The sequence below is a fragment of the Acidobacteriota bacterium genome (genome assembly GCA_022562055.1).
GTDB lineage: Bacteria > Actinomycetota > Acidimicrobiia > Spongiisociales > UBA5794 > BMS3BBIN02.
In genome coordinates this window covers 1-16,760 of sequence record JADFQA010000015.1, presented here as the reverse complement: position 1 = coordinate 16,760, position 16,760 = coordinate 1, and the positions used below count along the sequence as shown (strand labels likewise).

The window sequence follows — 16,760 nt, the reverse complement described above, 5'->3', positions numbered from 1 at the left end:
TGGGTGTCCTTGGGCGTTGCAGGTGTCGGTGGGCAGGCGGCGTCTGCACAATCGGGAGGGTTCATGTCGCAGAAATCAAAGTCACGGTTGCACATCGGGGCCATGCTCACGGTGCTCGTACTGGTTGTCGCGGCATGCAGCGGAACAACGGACACGACGACAACCACCGCGACACCAGCACCTACGGCTTCGACCGCGCCGACAACCTCCACGACAACGTCGACTAGCACGACGACCACAACTACCTTGCCACCGGCGGTCGACGCCGGACTCGACCTGCCTCGTTCGCAGACGTACGGACACATTCTCTTCGAGGTCACGGCTGCGGAGTTCTCCAACGCCAAACCCGGGACCTATCTTGAAGATGACCCCAAGATGGGCGAGGAGCGGTTTCTCTACCTCAGGTACGTTGCGGACTTCGAACCGGGTTTCCCCGAAAGAGGCCAGGAATTTCAGGTCTCCTCGTTTGCGTTGCGTCTTGCGGACGGCACGACGATCGTGGCAAACGGAGTCGATTTCTCGAGCACGATTCTCCTCTTTGGTGACGCGAAGACCGCCGCGCTGGCCTTCCCTGGTGGCGACATCGATCTCGCCGGGGCCGTGCTGACATACAACAACGAGGTCAACGAGCCAATGGTTCTTGCGCTCGATGGGCCAGTACCCGAAGATCCGTACCCGATCAGCGTCCAGATCGATGGTACCGGCGAGGTCGACTACGAGGGTGGCTGCTCTGATTCGCGCGGTACCGTCAACGTCCTCGACGCGGAATGGGACATCGACGGCGGCGTCGACCAAAACGGGAAGCTCATAGTTGGCGCTGGCTCCATGCGGACTGTCGCTGGCGAACGGTTCCTCCGCGTTCGCGTGCAGGCCATTGCCGGGGGAGGGACCTGCGGCGGGACGGTCCTGACCACGGCAGCGTTCCGGTTGGTCATCGACGGGCTGCCCATCGGACCGATAAACAGTGCCAGCGAACTACTCAAGAGCGGAGAAGGTATCGAACTGATTTGGGCGTTCCGTGTGCCGTTGGATGTCATCGAAGTCGCGTTCGAGGCCGGGGAGGCCGAGGGTGTCACGGCGCTGTTCCCGATCGAGGTTCCCGCCGACCTGCCCTAGACGCTCACGCCGCAGACAACTCTCGGAACGTGGAAAGGGGCCGTGTTTTCGGACACGGCCCTTTCGCCGTCTCAAGAGACACGATGCGTAACGCTCCGTCAAGCAGGCTGAAGTCCAGAGACAAGACCAGGGAAGGTCGGAGGCACCGAGTTATACAAGGACTGTCAGGACGGTGGTGTCTCGATGCGGCACCGCGGGCCGGGAGCGCCCGGCAATCGCGCATCCAGCGTGAGCAGGGTCGCATCGAGTTCCTCGGCAAGCGCGACGTACCAGGCATCGTATGACGTGACTGTCTTGCGTAGCTGCCAGATCCTCTGCGCAAAGGGTTCGTAGGGAAACAGCTTCACGGGCAGATCCACAACGTCAGCGTGGGCGAGCGCCGCCGCATCGGACGACAGGTCACCGGCCGACTCTCCACGCCGCAACACACTTGCTACTTCCACAGGCATCAGGTGGGGGGCTGCCAGGCGACTTCGCCTCAACTGCTCGAGAGCCCACTGCCCACCGGGCCCGGAGTCGACGAACGCGGCGACTACTACCGATGCATCGACAACGATCGTCACCTGCGAGCCGCGTCTCGAAGTTCGACGATCTTCTCGGCCGAGAGCGTCGTGCCAGACACACGTTTTCGTGCTTCGACACGTGCCGCAAGTGTTTCAATGTCGGGTGTTCTGGCGAGCTCGATCATCTCGCCCCGCAGGTACTCCTGAAGCGATCGACCGCTCCTGGCCGCCCTGGCCGCCAGCTCGTCCCTGGTGTCGTCCGGGACGTTTCTTATGGTGATGGAAGTAGCCATGCATGCATTATGCATGCTACACAGTCATATTGCAACCACAAACCGGCCTCTGGGCACGGGTGTGGCCGAAGGCGATCGGCCGAAAGGCTGCCGGGACCGTCTCGGATGTGGGGCCAGCAGTCACGAATCTGGGACGGGTGACGATTTCCTGCTCGTCTATCCCCCCACAGTGCAGCACCTGTGTCAGATGCCGCAATAGCGAGGCGTGGATGAGCGACATCGGGGTTGCGGCGAACAATCTGGGTGCGCTGCTCAATGGAGGTACCCATCTCATGTTCGACGGGGAGCCGATCCATCACCACATGGGCGTGGCGGCGTTTGCCGAGTACACGCTGTTACTGCCGGGGCCTCCGAGGCGAAACTATCGGTACTTTCGTTCAGGACTTCACCGGCGGCACCGTAGTCGTCAGAACCGTCGTTCGGGTCCAGCGTCGTGCAATACACCGACAAGCGGGCCGAAGTCCAGAGACAAGACCGGGGACCGTTGGTCGGCCGTCGTCACAGTCCGACAAGGTTGTTCAGGTCGGCTGAGTCAGTCGGGTCCAGACGTCGGCGGTGATAGCGCAGCTCAAGGGCAGCGTTGATCGTTTCTACCACATGGGCTCCGGAAGTCGGTTGGGCCAAGCCGAAGTGCAGTGCGAACCACCGTTCCACCTCATACCAACGCCACAACCTGTAGCGGCTGCGGGGATCGGTGAGTGGAGGAGGGAATCCGCCGGGTCCCCGCTCGCCGGCGACGAGCAACCGTACGCTTTCGCGCGTCCGACCTGTCCGGCTGGCGATGTCAGCCATCGACACCACCCCTGCATCGGCAATGCGGACCACCTCAACATCGGCGACACGCTCCACGTCGGAGACTGCCGACAAGATCGCCTCTCGCAGACTTGTGGCGTCTCGATCGAAGTCGAGGTACTGGACACCGTCGGTGCGCCCGACCAACGCGTCATCACAACCCGCTTCCGACAATTCGTCGATGCGACCGTCGGCCTGGAGGTCGGGGCCTTCAACAATGAGCGTGAATTGGTGAGTCATCACTTCGTAACTTCCGTTGTCTCCCACTCGTGCGGGCATCGCCCGAGCGCACGTCTGATCTGGCGGGCATGGTTGCCCGGGTTACGTGGAGTTGACCAGATCGAAACCTGACACCCCGACCGGCTGGCTTCACCGCAACGCATGACTCCCCACCGGTGCCCTGATCGAGTTGCGGTCACTGTCCACCCGGCATTTTGGGCGTCCGCAAGGGCCTTGTCGACTTCCTTCTTGGGATGTCGCACCCTCAATGTGTTGACACCATACAACTTGTGTTGTGTCGAGTCAACGGATGTTTCCCTGGAGCAGAGTCGACAGCATGCCTCTATCCGTTGAGGACGCCGATGATTTCGTCAACGTCATAATCAACAGTCGTGACCCTATCCAACGTCCCAAGGCGGATCCATGCCACGTTAGGCAGCACCCGGTACTCACCCTCCCACGTATACACCAACGTGATCGGATAAGCCTCAAGAAACGGGTGACACAAATGCCCCCGACGACGCGAACGCTGCTCCCCATCACATGTCTTCGTCACATATGTGTGAGCAACCCCACCAGGTGTGATCGAGTCACCGGGGAGATGATTGGAGAAGGCCCCGTCACCCCAATCAACAGACAACACCACAATCTCACCCCGCACCTGCAACACCCGGCCGTCAGGTAACACCACGTCTTCGACAATCGCTGCGTCAGGTGTTGCAATGATCCACGTCGGAACCCCGGTTACCCCTGACCCTGGTGGTGATAACACCGGGTCGGGCGCACCCAAGGCCCATGAACGGAACACCTCCCACCCCAAGACGTCAACCACAACTGGGGGAACCGCAGTACACACCGGCAAACTTGTCGTGATGGCTATCACCGCAGGGTCATTCGCCGGGTCCCACGCATCAAGGCCACCAGGGACGCTCGACCAGTAATAACAATCACCACCCGTATTCGGATCAACCCCGGTATACACAAACTGCAAAGAAGGCGGAACCGGAGGATCAACCACCGGATCATCAACAACCGGCCCCCCAGAAGGAGGCTCAGAAACATCACATATGATCCGGCCGAGTTCTGGACTGAAAGCGCAATGATCCGCCGCACCAGCGATAGAGCCCAAAAGAATGAAAAAGCCAGCGCTGGCTATGAGTCCGAGAAAGGATGCGGTCCGTCGCATACCCACCCTTCCCCAATGAATGAGAATCCCCAACTCCCCAATGCCGTCAGCTCTAACACGGTCGTGTCCTCGAACCACTCTCCATCTCCCCTGCCTTCCATCCGCGTCTGCCGCGAAACCGCTATACACGTTGGGCTGTCGCTGAGCACGGCCAAGACGTCGACCTCGATTAGCGGGGGCAGGACTTCGAATAGGTCAGCTTCGAAAACGATCATCGACTCGTTCAGAAACCCGGCGTTGGCGAACACCTCTCTGTAGGCAGCTTCGTCCCGCTCGACTTGCGCAAGAGTGCGTCTGGTCACGAGGTCGACCAGAATCGCCTCTATCTCAGCCACCCGGTCCACCGTAGTGGTTGTCACCTGGGTCGTGGTCGTGATGGTCGGGGCTTCCGTAGTCGTCGTGATCGTGACCACAATCGTTGTTGGTGCGAACGTCGGTGGTGCGGTGGCGGGCACGACATTGCTGCCGCTGCACGCAGCCAAAACCAGCGCCATCCCGAACAACATCCACCCCACTACACGCAAGTCTTGACTCCCAACCACATCGATGTCTCTTCACCATACGCGCCACTACTTCAATAGGGAACCCCCACGCGTCCTAACTTTTCGCGCACCGAAAAATTGGCTACACCGAAGCCAAGACCCGCGCCCACACATCGACGACGCCACCGTAGCCGCGGGGGCGTCCTGGCATCGGTGTCACAGAGGCGGGCTAGCGTCCGGGGCATGAACACTCAGCTCGACCCGGTTGCACTACTCGGGGACCTCACTGCAAACCCGTCGGCGACGTTCCATCCGGGTCAGCTTGAGGCGATCGAAACCGTGACCGCACGCGGAGGCAGGGCGCTTGTGGTGCAACGCACGGGCTGGGGGAAGTCAGCGGTGTACTTTATTGCGACCAAGATTCTGCGAGCCGGCGGCACCGGGCCCACCGTGATCGTGTCTCCCCTGCTGGCGTTGATGCGTAACCAGGTCGAGGCTGCGGCACGACTCGATCTCAACGCAGAAACGGTGAATTCGAGCAACAGGGACGACTGGACAGAGGTATTTGCCGCGATCGACAACGACGAGATCGACCTGCTGTTGATCTCACCCGAGAGGCTCAACAACCCGACGTTCAGGAGCGACATTCTCCCAGACTTGCTGGACCGACTGGGGTTGCTCGTCATCGACGAAGCGCACTGCATTTCAGACTGGGGTCACGACTTTCGACCGGACTACCGCAGGTTGCAGGGTGTCGTTGCGTCGCTCCCGCCAACGACACCGGTGCTGGCAACCACCGCAACGGCAAACGACCGAGTCGTGGCCGACATTGAGGAACAGTTGGGATCCGACCTTGTGGTCATTCGGGGCACGCTCGACCGCCCCAGCCTCCGCCTCCAAGTGATTGATATGCCAAACAAGGCAGAGCGCATGGCGTGGTTGGCAAAGACGATCCCAACGCTCCCAGGTGCCGGCATTGTGTACGCCCTCACCATCACCGACGCCAAGCGTGTCACCCGTTTCTTGAAGAGTCAGGGTGTCGACGCTGCGGTGTATACGGGGCAGAGCGAGACCGAGGACCGGCTCGATATCGAGCACCGCCTGTCGGCGAACACGCTCAAAGTGGTGGTTGCGACGTCTGCGCTTGCCATGGGGTACGACAACCCGCACATCCAGTTTGTGATCCATTTCCAGGTGCCCGGTTCGCCGATTGCGTACTACCAGCAGGTTGGGCGCGCCGGGAGGGCGGTCGATGTGGCGTACGGCGTGGCGTTGTCAGGTGCAGAGGACGTGCGTATCCAGGATTACTTCATCGAGACGGCGTTTCCTTCTGAGGAGATCACAACAACAATCCTTGAGACGCTTGCAGAGGCGAATGGCACCACACGAGGTGCGCTGGCGCAGCAGGTGAACATGCAGCCGAGTCGCATGGATGCAACGCTCAAGCTTCTTGAGATCGAGATGGCGGTGCACCGCGAGGGCAGCAAGTGGTTTCGTTCGGCCACCGAGTGGGCGTATCCCAGCGAGCGGGTCGAGGCAGTGAACGCAAACCGCAGGCTTGAGCAGCAGGCAATGGCCCGGTATGTCGCTACCGATGAATGTCTGATGGCGTTTCTGAGATCGGAGCTCGACGACGAGGCGGAAGACTGTGGTCGGTGTGCGAACTGCGTTGACGATCCGCTCGATGCCACCGTTGATCGGTCGCTGATTGCGGTAGCTCACGATTTCATCCGTCTGCAACCGATCGTGATCGAACCTCGCAAACAATCCCCCGGTTCGTTTCCACGCCTCAACCTGCGGAAGTATCGCATCGAGGAGGGCCATGCGCTGGCACGATACGGCGACCCGGGCTGGGGCGAGCTCGTCCAGGTCGGCAAGAACCACACCGGCCGGTTCGACGACGAGTTGGTGACTGCAGCGGTTGACCTCATCCGCAAGTGGTCACCACGTCCGTTCCCGCAGTGGGTGACCGCCGTGCCGAACCGAGGTGAGCATAACGAGGTCGTCGATTTCGCTGCCCGCCTCGCAGATGGCCTGGGCATTGAGTTTGTTGACGTTGTGAAACGTGTGGCCGAGGGTCCACCTCAAAGCGAGATGCACAACAGCTATCAGCAGGCAAGAAACGTGCTCGATAGTTTCGATGTTGGCCGAGTGCCGGAAGGCCCGGTTCTGCTGGTCGACGACATTGTTGAGTCGCGCTGGACCCTAACGGTCATCGGCAATCTGATATTGCAAGCAGGCGCAACAGCGGTTTACCCCTTCGCCCTAGCCGACGCCGGAAGATCGTGACCCGTATGTGGCCGCGGGCGCGGGTACAGAGGCGTTGCGTAGCATCGTGCACCATCGAAACGAATTCTGCGCGCCATCCGTCCGATGCGGGTTTTATGGCGCCCAACGATGTGCAGCCAGGGTGTCATCCCGATGCGAACGCTGTCAAGAGCCTATTAACCTGTCGATGTGATCGACGTAGCCTCATGGTTTCCGGGTGCGGCTAGTGGTGTGTACTTGAACACCGCTTCGATGGCGCTTGGCAACCTCCCGGGATCTCAGGCACTGGTATCCGCACTAGAGCGGTGGCAGGCCGGTGCCTTTGACTGGGTCCAGGCGGAGGGTGTTGCTGAGGACCTTCGATCGTTGGTGGCCTCGCAGTTGCAGGTCTCCCCTGACGACATAGCGTTCGTAACCGGCGTGAGCGGCGGTGCCTCGACCGTTGCAGCGCAACTTCCACCGGGGGTGAACGGTGCCAACATCGTGGTCCCTGAACACGAGTTCGCTTCAAACTTCGTCCCATGGATGCTGCTTCAAGACCGAGGGTACCAAATCCGTCTCGTAAAGGACACGGACGGCGTTCTCTCAGCCGACGCCTTCGCCACAAAGATCGACAGTCATACCGCGGTCATCGCGACCTCACTGATTCAGTCGGCAACGGGGTTTCGAATCGACCTCGCCGCCCTCAAGACACAGGCCGCCGAAGCGGAGGCCTGGCTTGTCATCGACGCATCCCAAGCGTTTGGGAGTATCGCAATCGACATTGACGGAATCGACGCCCTCTTCAGCTGCAGCCACAAGTGGATCCTTGGGATGCGTGGCATGGGACATCTGTACGTGCGCCCCGAGCTGCACGACTCCTTCGTGCCGATCACGCCGGGATGGAAAGCAGCCGCCCGACCAATGGAGAGTTTCTACGGGCCGACGATCGAACTCTCGACGACTGCGAGCAAACTTGATGACTCCGTCCCGTGGTTCGACCCCATCGTCAACATCGAAGGTCTGAGGATCATAGAAAGCGTTGGGATCGAATCCATTGAAACGCACGGTAGGGTCTTGATCGATGACCTCGAGTCGAGAGGATTCACGATTCCATTCGACGCTCCTAACCGCTCCCCGATCGTATCGATTGACCTAGAGGACCCCGAAGCGGCTATGAGCGCCCTCACCCGCGAGGGAATCAAGGCGTCGATACGTGCTGGAAAATTGCGGATCTCCGTCCATCTCTACAACACCCACGAAGACATGGCTGTACTCGCAGCCGCTATCAGTTAGCCGACGCGGACCACCAGCTGGTACCGCTGCTGTGCTGCTCTGGCACGCACTGACGAGAGCAGGTAATCCTCGGCCAACGATCCAGGCGACCGCACCGCTCCTCGCCGCTCTGGCCGCCAGTTCGTCCCTGGTGTCGTCCGGAACGTTTCTTATGGTGATGGATGTAGCCATGCATGCATTATGCAAGCATCACAGTCGTAATGCAATCATATTCCGGCCACCGCCGGCACTATCCCGTTCTTGTGACGCTTCGACAGAATTATTCCCCTTAAGCGGCACAAGAACGGTGGGGTTCGATGTGCCACACTGTTGATGATGACCGTTGAACCCAACGCAGGGGCTCTGTGATGACCAGGTTTCGTGGGGCCGTGCTGCGCGAGGCTGGGTTGGCACGCCCCTATGGCGAGTCTCGACCGCTGGAGATCGTCGAACTTGAACTCCCCGATCCGGGGCTCGGGGAGGTTCTCGTCAAGGTTGGGGCTGCGAGCCTGTGCCGGTCCGATCTGTCGGTGGTGACGGGGGCACGGGTGTGGCCACTGCCGATGGTGATCGGCCACGAGGCTGCGGGGACCGTCGCGGCCGTGGGACCGGAGGTCGCGGGCCTGGTACCGGGCGACGATGTCGTGCTCGTGTATCTCCCCCAGTGCGGAAGCTGTGTCCGCTGTCGCAGCGGCGAGGCATGGTTATGCGACGTCGGGGTGGCAGCGAACAACAAGGGTGAGCTACTCACCGGAGGTACCCGCCTCACGCTCGACGGTGAACCGATCCATCATCACATGGGCGTGGCGGCATTTGCCGAGTACACGCTGGTGGCCGAGGCGTCAGCGGTGAGGGTGCCGGCGGGTCTCGCGGCGGCCGATACCTGTATCTTCGGATGCGCCGTGTTGTGTGGTGCGGGGACCGCGCTGAACACCGCCGGGGTTACTGAGGGCGAGTCGGTGGCGGTCGTGGGTCTGGGGGCGGTTGGCCTCTCGGCGATCCTCGGCGCCAAGGTTGCAGGTGCGGGTCGCGTCGTCGCGATCGACCGGCTTGAGGACAAGCTTGCAGCGGCGATGTCGCTCGGCGCCACCGATGTCGTGGTGGCGGATGATGCGACCCCGGGCCGTGTCGCAGACTTGGCGCCGGGCGGTGTCGATCACGCCATCGAAGCGTCGGGCACGTTGGAGGGTTTCAACCTTGCCGTGAGCCTGGTGCGCCGGGGTGGCACGGTGACGACGCTCGGCCTGCCGGGCCCGGGTGTGTCTCATAACCTCGGCCTCGCTCCTCTGGTTGCGAGGGGAATCACGATCCAAGGAAGCTATCTCGGATCGTGTGTCACCCAACGTGATGTCCCCCGCTTCATCCAACTACACCGGGAGGGCCACCTCCCCACCGACAAGCTGATCTCACACCACATCCAACTCGGCGACATCAACGCCGCCCTAGACCGCCTCGCCGACGGCGAAGCCCTCCGCCAAGTCATCGAGTTCTGACGCGACCACCAGCGGCAACAGGTCCCGACCCGAGACGTCCGAGATGCGGAAGGCCGGGAAACGACTGCGGCGAACCGTCGAGACTGCGCCAACGTTGCCATCACTCCGGAAGCACTGTCGCATGAAACTCGCGCACCGCAGCTACGGCATCTGCGGCCGCCTCTGCCGCCCCTATCTCGGGGTGGTCTTGTGCGATCTGAGACACGTAGGCCTGCGAGCCTTGGGCGCTCGGAGTCTCAAAATTCGCAACAAGGTCACCCAGGGCCGTTCGGACGGAGCCGCGCAGAGCATCACCAAAGCGATCGACCACCTCCCTCCCAGCGGCATGTGGCCCACCTCGGTTGCTGTGGAGAAGCACGAACGCAATGTCGTACCAGTCCTTGGGCAAACGCCGCGAGTACGCAGCGGCGGTCTTGGCCAGAAGAAATCCGGCGAGGCCGGTGACATTGACCTCAATGTCGTAGCGAACTCCGTCGATGTGGGCTGCGAGTGAAAGAACGACGACATCTTCAGCGGCGAACCCGGTGCCGCGCAGGTTGAGGGCGCCGAGGTCGTCGCACCCATCGAACGCGATCGTGGCTTCCGACGGCGAGTAGTCGAGATCAGCCAGTAGTTCAAACTTGACGATCACTCCCGCCGAGCCGCCGCGAGCTTGCCAACGCCATACCTTGTCAGCGCTAGGAACGAAGTCGGCATTGCGTAGGGCCGACTCCAGACGAACGGTGTTCACCGATCCACACGCAATCTCAAGGTCTACCTGCACATCGACGTCGGTGGCGCCGGCATGGTGGAACGCACTGTTGCTGCACAACAGCTCAGGGACGAGACCACCAAGGACAACGAATTCCGGACGCGCGCCATAGTGATGTACGACCCGCACCAACGCCGTTTCCGCGGCCCCGGCAAGCCCGAGAGCGGGGAGTGTCGTCAGCCATTGAATACCTCGCGAAGATGCTCCGCGGCCTCTTCCCCACGCACACCCGACATCTGAAGGTCCACAAATACCCGCGGCCAGGGCGCTACCCGGAGGCTCTGAACAGTGGAGGAAAGCCTTTGCGTGGTGACCGTTGGGAACGGGACGAGCGTCAATCTTCCACCCTCGATAGGGCGCAGCCCGACCTGGCCGGCAACAGCCACAAGCTTTGGGACAGTGTCAGCATCCACGTAGACGATGGCCATCCTCACCGATGTGAGCAGCGGTGCCATCACTGCCGCTGCCACCTGAGCGCTGGCCACCCAGTCGGTCCCGAGAACATCCCATGTTTTGCCGATGCCCGCCAACCCGGAGACCGAGTCCTGCCATGTCACCCCGACCTGTAGTGACACAGGCCGGACCAGCGACTGGGCCTCCTCAACGTACGCCGCCAGAAGGTCCGTCGCGTCGCTCACGCGCCTTGCCGAGCCGCGCCCCCGAGGTGAAGATGCCTCAAGGAGCTCGAGGTCGGAAAGCAAGCGCAGCGCGTTGGTGCACGTACCGGTCGACAACCCTGTCGCGTCACCCATGCTTGTGACCGTCGCCTTTGAGCCACACAGCAAGGCTTCTGCAACGGCCAGCACCGATCGTGTCCAACGGGGCGTTCTCTTGTGCTCAGGAGATCCGCTTCGAGAGACGATCAGCGGACCCACAACCACTTCGGCGGCCCCCGTCTCATCAACCCACCCGACACCGGCCGCTGACAGCGCGTCGCGCGAGGCGGGTCCCATCCTGCGTGACACAACAATGTCGGGCAAAGGAGTTTCCGTGTCGAGCACCTCTTGGATCGCCCGTAACCACCCTTCGCGTACCCAACGGACGGTGAGGTGTTGCTCGTTGACAACGAGGTTAACTACCGTTGCCTCGGTTCTCGCCGCCCGTACCGACACCGAGGACGGCAGCACGGCACGAATCGCCTCAGCAACCCTGACCGCGATACGGTCGGGGCCGGCAATCCGAGCGTCTAATACATCAGTCATTATCAATACCTCACCGCGTCGTGAACTATACCGCAATATTGAGGTATTATCTAGGTACTTTTCGTCGACTGACCTCCACCGACTCGCCCAATCAGCAGGCTCACCCCATCGGGGATCGTCGAAGTCGTCGGTAACCTCACCCGCGGCAACGCATTGGCGCTGACCCGTCACTGGAACGACTGCGACAAGGTTTTGCTACCGATTCGCCGGAACGTGTAATTGTGATCTCCTCGCCTGCCGGAACCCTACGCAACAACCGTGACAAATTGTTCTTCGCCTCGCGGATATCGACTGTGCTCATGCGTCCACAGTGGACCGACTAACGGACCGTGTCGAGCGGACTCGGCAGACATGCGACACGACGATCAGTGTGCCAAAGCCGAGCCTTTGGACGCCATAGAGGCGACCGACCGCTAACTCGGACCTGATGGGAGGCCAGCGATCCATGCAGCCGCGACGAACTACTCGCTGTCGATGGTGCCCGCCGCGCACAATAAGACGTGTCGATAAATGGGTGGCCCACCGCGAGCTGGCGTTGGATGCAGACAGGCAACTCGAGCGGCAGTAAGAGACGGGTGCGCACGCGAACATGTACCGGACGAGAACTCATGTCGCTGGGGGCTGAACGATCGACCCGCGATCTCACAACGGGCAATAGGAGCCGAGCGCAGAAAGCACCGATACTCATCCTGGAGTCGTCGCAGGCGGTTGATACGGTGCAGGACATCGCCTATCCGAAAGAACCATGCAGACTCCTCCACGCCGCGCCCGACGCCGATGGCGCGACTATCGCACGAGTTTTGGCCGATCCCCCGTCAAAGAGTTCATCATGGGTCTCCCTTTGGATGATAGAGCTGCCGTTGCAGCGGCCATGAAGGATGTGAGAGTCCATGGCAACGCGGTTGCCCATCACCTCAGAGGCGACATTTACGAGGTCAGGGCACGGGCAAACCGACGGCAGTATCGCATCCTCTATGCGACTGAGGGCAAGTCCGAGCAGGTTCTCCTGGCCATACATGCCATTGTGAAGAAGACCCGAACCGTGCCTGGGCGCGACATTCTGCTAGCCGAGCAGCGTCTACGAGACTGGAGATCACGTTCACGGTCTTGACGACTATACCTAATTCAGCATATCATATACCACATACCCTTCGTGGTATGACTACTACCGGAGACACAACATGTCCGATTTCCTCGATGACATTGTTAGAGAGAGTACGTTGGAGGACCCGACCTTCCCCCAAAAGGTCCAAGCAGCGCTCGACCAACGACTGCTCATGCGAGAGTTGGCCGAAGCTCGGATCGCAGCGGAGCTGTCGCAGACGAAACTCGCCGCCGCCGCGGGGACTTCGCAGTCTCAGATCGCTCGGGCCGAGAGCGGGGACGTGGATGTGCGATTGTCGACCGTGGCGAAGATGGCCGCCGTCCTCGGCAAGCGACTTGAGTGGACTCTTGTCGACATGAACTGACACGCTGGCCCAGCACCGCCCAGGCATCAACTGCGGCACCGGGAAGCGGTTGGCATGGTCGGTTACTCCTTGCACCGGCACGCCGTTCGATCCCGGGAGAGTTGAGCAAAGCTCAACTGTCGGGACACACCACCGTCGATGGTCAAGCGCCGGGAAGTTCTCGTCAGAGTGGTTGCCGGACCCCAGGGAAGGCGCACAACCTTTCGGTTGTTTACATACGAAGGGTTGTAAACAACCGAAAGGTTGTGTGCGATGCATGCATGGGCAAATTCGATCCTGCTCCCACGCTCGCAGCCGGCTTGCTCAGACTTGCGCGGGATAAGGCGCACATGACCCAAGCTGAGCTTGCATCGAACGCCGGGATCTCTCAACAGGCCGTCTCGGCATATGAGACCGGGCGAAAGGAACCAACTCTCCCCACCCTCCAACGCCTACTCGCAGCGGCGGGGCTGGAGATGCGCATTCGTCTCGAACCGATCGACGACCACGGCGCCACGTTGAAAGCGTTCATGAAGACACTGCCACCTGCCAGACAGGCTGAGCTTGCGGACCAGAGCCGATCACGGGTTGAAGCTGCGCGACTTCGCCGAGTCAGGGGCAACTGATGCCTACGGAAGACGTAGATGCCGCAAGGATCCTCGACGCACTGGGAGAACACGACATGCGGTATCTGGTGAGCAAGGAAGATAACGACCGGCACACCTTCCAATGGGAGTCTTCCAGGACACAGATGACTTCTTGGGACCCGAGAGATCGACCGCTAGCCTGGCCACGTGCCTGAGCCTTCCCTTCCTCTCCCCCAACAACTCATGCTGCCGACCCTACGGTCGGTCGTGGCGCTCGGCGGGACCGCTTCCTACTCGGACATCGACGAAAAAGCCATCGCGGAGGCGGACATAACCGACGACCAGCTCGCCGTGGTCTACGGCGAAAGCGCCAAGGCATCCGGACCAAAGATACTGCACCGTATCGCTTGGGCGAGAAGCATGCTCAAGCGTGTGGGCGCACTCGAAGGAGCAGGGCACGGCGTGTGGGCATCCACACCCGAGGGGCAGAGGATCTCCCAACTCCCCGACAGCGACGCCATTGCGGAACTCGAAAACGCCGTGGCAGACGCGTACGAAGAAATGCAGCCGACGGCAGCGGCGTTGGACGCGTTCCGCGACAGATCACTTGCCGGCGATCCGGCCCACATGACGGTACGTGAGTTGATCCAGATGTGGGGAGCAAGTAGACGCCGGACAAACGTTATTGCGAGAGTCAATCAGTCGTTACATGGCGCAGACCTGACCACGGATCCTGACTTTGCAATCGGCTCTCTCGATTCGACCGTGTCCATCATCGCCAAAACGACAGACGATCAACCCACTGAAGCTGCGACAACAGCGATCGTCCCCGCCGTGGACGGCCATGAATCCAGGAGCCTCGTGGTGGGAAACATCCCGTCGGCGACCGGGGGGATCAAGGCCGTTAACCCGGACGACGACCTCGCCGTCGCCCACAGCGAGATGCAGGCGCACGACTACTCACAACTCGCGGTGATGGAAACTCAATACAAGCTGAACGGAGCCATCTCTTGGGAGTCGATGGCAAAGGCCCTGCTGGTCAATCCGTCGGCCACGTTGGCTGATTGCATCGATCCGAATCCTGCGGTTGTGCGTCCGGATCAACCGCTCCTCGAAGCCGTACCTGCGGTAACAAAGGCTGGCTACGTCTTCGTCAGAGACAACAACCGGATCGTGGGAATCATCACAACCGCCGACCTCACGGAGCAGTTCACCCTACTCACACGCCCATTCCTTCTTCTCGGCGAGATTGAGATAGTCATTCGGATGGCGATCGATAGCAGTTTCGACCCAGAGGACCTCTTGGAGGCCCTTGACCCGAACGACGACAGGGCCGTTCATGGGGCAGAGTCCCTGACGCTTGGCGAGATCCAATACTTCATCTCGGATGCTGACCACTTCGACCAGCTCGGTTGGGCGGCTGACCGAAAGGTCTTCATTCAGAACCTCGACGTCGTGCGACGCATCCGCAACGAGGTCATGCATTTCAGCCCGGATCCCCTCGCGGACTCCGACCTAGACCTTCTTCATACGTTCCTCGAGTGGGTGCAAGGGCTTTACGCGCAACAGATATCTGGGTGACGCCCGATCACAAATGTTCCGGTGCGCTGCTCCCTGCGACTCAGCGATCAGAGTCCCTGCCAAAACGGTGCGACCTCACTGTGCTCTCACCTCGGCCATCAGCCGTGAATGTTGAAACATCCGCTATACGTGGCCAGGAAGGAAACCGCAGTATTCGATCATACGTGGCCCAGTCCCAGGCTAATCGTGAGTCGCTCCGTTTGGTCATCGAGTCCTGCCGGGAACCCCTCCAATTTTCTACACTGCGAGATACCCACCGGTCGCGCAACCGAACCTGTGGGTGGCGAGCGATGCGCATACTCTGAGGAGTAACGTCGATCACCGTGCATATGGGGAGGAAGCCACATCATGAATAGGGAGCAGCGAATCCAGGAGGCTCGACGACGTGCCAAAGCTGGGGCCGGCGAGCGCGCCAAGGAGAGGGCGGAGGCCGAGGACGCCCTTCGTGAACGGATAGCCAATATGACGCCCGATGAAGCCGCTGCATTAGCCTCCGGGATTAACTTCGATAGCTCGATCAAGGCGCTCGGCCACATCGCAACCCCTCACGAATGGGACGTGGCCGTCACAGCAGCACGGGTCGTCACGATCGAAGCAGCCAAGAGGGGCGAGACGATCACCTACGGCGAGCTTCGCGTCGCCGCCTATGAGGCCACTTCAATGAAGGTCGGCCACAACTCGTTCGGCCGCCTCGCGATGGAAACCAACAGGAAGACCGATGGATGTCTGCTGTCGTCCATCATTGTGCGCGCAAGCACCGGAACACCCGGATCCGGGTTGGAATCCTACGCCCGCTCGCAGGGATTCGATGCGCCACTCGATGCACTGCAACGACAGGTGTTCGACCATTTCAAGTAGCTGTGGCCCGAGACAACCTGAAAACCTGCGCGGCACCGGCTGAAGCGTGTGCCGCTCACGGAAACAATTCGGAGACACGAACCACAGATGACCCCGGCCGGAGTCCGTTTCTATGTCCTGGATCTAGCTCTTGCGGGAAGGCGTCGATCTGCGGCATCGACCGTAGAGAAGATGGTCGCCGTCCTCGGCGATAGACTTGGGTGGACTCTTGTCGATATGACCTAGCTCCCCGATCATCGCCGAGTAGGCATCATGTCTTGCACGACGCGTGTGCGAGACGGGGTAGCGGGCCGTGAGGATCCAGGCAGCCCGTACGATCTTCGCCAAGTCGACCACAGGGAGTCGACTTCTCCTTGGCGAAAAGGAGGTTCCTCGAAATAGGGATCTGCGGCTGCGTCATTCGTAGACTCCACTCCCCGCCCTGTACATTGCCAGATATCCGCTGTTTCACCACAGTGGCAAACACGTCGAGAATGAAACAGCTCGTTTTCGGACAGGTGTTAAAGATCACATCATTGCAAGTTACTGGTGTTTGCCACTCGATGGCAAACATGTTTATCTTGCAATATATGAGAAAACGTAGGACAATAGGCACATGACGCTACGACTCGCCACCGATGAAGCGCTCGTGCGCTCGGCGTACGAGCAGCTATCGAGCCTCCTCCCCGCGCGATGGGTGCTCGAGTACCTGCCGAAAACATCTGGAAACAACGATGTGTTTGTCATC

Annotated in this window: 17 protein-coding genes; 9 read left to right on the top strand and 8 right to left on the bottom strand. The window is 60.7% G+C overall.

All coding sequences use genetic code 11. The annotated features are described in order from the left end of the window. Positions 1–63: 63 nt before the first annotated feature. Positions 64–1,116: a hypothetical protein gene (locus IIC71_06790; GenBank protein ID MCH7668892.1), complete on the top strand. Its 1,053-nt coding sequence runs from the start codon at positions 64–66 to the stop codon at positions 1,114–1,116. Positions 1,117–1,280: 164 nt separating this feature from the next. On the opposite strand, the gene IIC71_06785 is transcribed toward IIC71_06790, so the two are convergent. The 5 genes from IIC71_06785 to IIC71_06765 form a co-directional block, all read right to left on the bottom strand. Beyond that, complete coding sequence (locus tag IIC71_06785; protein ID MCH7668891.1) at positions 1,281–1,679, bottom strand: type II toxin-antitoxin system VapC family toxin; 399 nt, start codon at positions 1,677–1,679, stop codon at positions 1,281–1,283. Next, on the bottom strand, positions 1,676–1,912 hold the full coding sequence (locus IIC71_06780; protein ID MCH7668890.1) for a hypothetical protein: 237 nt from the start codon (positions 1,910–1,912) through the stop codon (positions 1,676–1,678). Before IIC71_06780 ends, IIC71_06785 begins: the two co-directional genes overlap by 4 nt. 498 nt (positions 1,913–2,410) lie before the next feature. Then, complete coding sequence (locus IIC71_06775) at positions 2,411–2,983, bottom strand: hypothetical protein (GenBank protein MCH7668889.1); 573 nt, start codon at positions 2,981–2,983, stop codon at positions 2,411–2,413. A gap of 283 nt (positions 2,984–3,266) precedes the next feature. Then, positions 3,267–4,109 carry a hypothetical protein gene (locus tag IIC71_06770; GenBank protein ID MCH7668888.1) on the bottom strand — a complete coding sequence of 281 codons (843 nt, stop codon included), beginning with the start codon at positions 4,107–4,109 and terminating at the stop codon, positions 3,267–3,269. Beyond that, positions 4,076–4,615, bottom strand: coding sequence for a hypothetical protein (locus tag IIC71_06765; GenBank protein MCH7668887.1), 540 nt, complete (start codon positions 4,613–4,615; stop codon positions 4,076–4,078). The genes IIC71_06770 and IIC71_06765 overlap by 34 nt, the downstream gene beginning before the upstream one ends. Before the next feature lie 219 nt (positions 4,616–4,834). Here IIC71_06765 and IIC71_06760 point away from each other — a divergent pair, with 219 nt between their 5' ends. The 3 genes from IIC71_06760 to IIC71_06750 all read left to right on the top strand — a co-directional run bounded on the left by IIC71_06760 (position 4,835) and on the right by IIC71_06750 (position 9,606). Further along, positions 4,835–6,880, top strand: coding sequence for a RecQ family ATP-dependent DNA helicase (locus tag IIC71_06760; protein ID MCH7668886.1), 2,046 nt, complete (start codon positions 4,835–4,837; stop codon positions 6,878–6,880). A gap of 168 nt (positions 6,881–7,048) precedes the next feature. Continuing rightward, the gene (locus tag IIC71_06755; GenBank protein MCH7668885.1) at positions 7,049–8,134 is read left to right on the top strand and encodes an aminotransferase class V-fold PLP-dependent enzyme; all 1,086 of its coding nucleotides are present in this window, start codon (positions 7,049–7,051) and stop codon (positions 8,132–8,134) included. Positions 8,135–8,481: 347 nt separating this feature from the next. Next, a complete protein-coding gene (locus IIC71_06750) occupies positions 8,482–9,606 on the top strand; it encodes a zinc-binding dehydrogenase (GenBank protein MCH7668884.1) in 1,125 nt (374 codons plus the stop codon). Between the two features lie 100 nt (positions 9,607–9,706). Here IIC71_06750 and IIC71_06745 read toward each other — a convergent pair whose 3' ends face one another. The 3 genes from IIC71_06745 to IIC71_06735 form a co-directional block, all read right to left on the bottom strand. Next, entirely contained in the window at positions 9,707–10,486 is a 780-nt protein-coding gene (locus IIC71_06745) for a hypothetical protein (protein MCH7668883.1), read from the bottom strand. Positions 10,487–10,533: 47 nt separating this feature from the next. Beyond that, complete coding sequence (locus IIC71_06740; GenBank protein ID MCH7668882.1) at positions 10,534–11,559, bottom strand: hypothetical protein; 1,026 nt, start codon at positions 11,557–11,559, stop codon at positions 10,534–10,536. A gap of 136 nt (positions 11,560–11,695) precedes the next feature. After that, positions 11,696–11,860: a type II toxin-antitoxin system prevent-host-death family antitoxin gene (locus tag IIC71_06735; GenBank protein MCH7668881.1), complete on the bottom strand. Its 165-nt coding sequence runs from the start codon at positions 11,858–11,860 to the stop codon at positions 11,696–11,698. Positions 11,861–12,304: 444 nt separating this feature from the next. Here IIC71_06735 and IIC71_06730 point away from each other — a divergent pair, with 444 nt between their 5' ends. From IIC71_06730 to IIC71_06710, 5 genes are all read left to right on the top strand, one after another. Then, positions 12,305–12,670, top strand: a complete 366-nt coding sequence (locus IIC71_06730; protein MCH7668880.1) for a type II toxin-antitoxin system RelE/ParE family toxin — start codon at positions 12,305–12,307, stop codon at positions 12,668–12,670. 70 nt (positions 12,671–12,740) lie between these two features. Continuing rightward, positions 12,741–13,028: a helix-turn-helix transcriptional regulator gene (locus IIC71_06725; protein MCH7668879.1), complete on the top strand. Its 288-nt coding sequence runs from the start codon at positions 12,741–12,743 to the stop codon at positions 13,026–13,028. A gap of 260 nt (positions 13,029–13,288) precedes the next feature. Further along, positions 13,289–13,633 (top strand): helix-turn-helix transcriptional regulator, encoded by a 345-nt coding sequence (locus IIC71_06720; protein ID MCH7668878.1) that lies wholly within the window; start codon positions 13,289–13,291, stop codon positions 13,631–13,633. 168 nt (positions 13,634–13,801) lie between these two features. After that, positions 13,802–15,175, top strand: coding sequence for a CBS domain-containing protein (locus IIC71_06715; protein MCH7668877.1), 1,374 nt, complete (start codon positions 13,802–13,804; stop codon positions 15,173–15,175). Positions 15,176–15,523: 348 nt separating this feature from the next. Further along, a complete protein-coding gene (locus IIC71_06710) occupies positions 15,524–16,033 on the top strand; it encodes a hypothetical protein (GenBank protein ID MCH7668876.1) in 510 nt (169 codons plus the stop codon). Positions 16,034–16,760 lie beyond the last annotated feature (727 nt).

Bases quoted from the DNA above. Each gene is read 5' to 3' on its own strand.
- IIC71_06780 (MCH7668890.1), bottom strand. From the start codon at position 1,912: ATGGCTACTTCCATCACCATAAGAAACGTCCCGGACGACACCAGGGAC.
- IIC71_06710 (MCH7668876.1), top strand. From the start codon at position 15,524: ATGAATAGGGAGCAGCGAATCCAGGAGGCTCGACGACGTGCCAAAGCT.
- IIC71_06750 (MCH7668884.1), top strand. From the start codon at position 8,482: ATGACCAGGTTTCGTGGGGCCGTGCTGCGCGAGGCTGGGTTGGCACGC.
- IIC71_06770 (MCH7668888.1), bottom strand. From the start codon at position 4,109: ATGCGACGGACCGCATCCTTTCTCGGACTCATAGCCAGCGCTGGCTTT.
- IIC71_06740 (MCH7668882.1), bottom strand. From the start codon at position 11,559: ATGACTGATGTATTAGACGCTCGGATTGCCGGCCCCGACCGTATCGCG.
- IIC71_06790 (MCH7668892.1), top strand. From the start codon at position 64: ATGTCGCAGAAATCAAAGTCACGGTTGCACATCGGGGCCATGCTCACG.
- IIC71_06725 (MCH7668879.1), top strand. From the start codon at position 12,741: ATGTCCGATTTCCTCGATGACATTGTTAGAGAGAGTACGTTGGAGGAC.
- IIC71_06735 (MCH7668881.1), bottom strand. From the start codon at position 11,860: ATGAGCACAGTCGATATCCGCGAGGCGAAGAACAATTTGTCACGGTTG.
- IIC71_06760 (MCH7668886.1), top strand. From the start codon at position 4,835: ATGAACACTCAGCTCGACCCGGTTGCACTACTCGGGGACCTCACTGCA.
- IIC71_06730 (MCH7668880.1), top strand. From the start codon at position 12,305: ATGCAGACTCCTCCACGCCGCGCCCGACGCCGATGGCGCGACTATCGC.
- IIC71_06775 (MCH7668889.1), bottom strand. From the start codon at position 2,983: ATGCCCGCACGAGTGGGAGACAACGGAAGTTACGAAGTGATGACTCAC.
- IIC71_06765 (MCH7668887.1), bottom strand. From the start codon at position 4,615: ATGTTGTTCGGGATGGCGCTGGTTTTGGCTGCGTGCAGCGGCAGCAAT.
- IIC71_06720 (MCH7668878.1), top strand. From the start codon at position 13,289: ATGGGCAAATTCGATCCTGCTCCCACGCTCGCAGCCGGCTTGCTCAGA.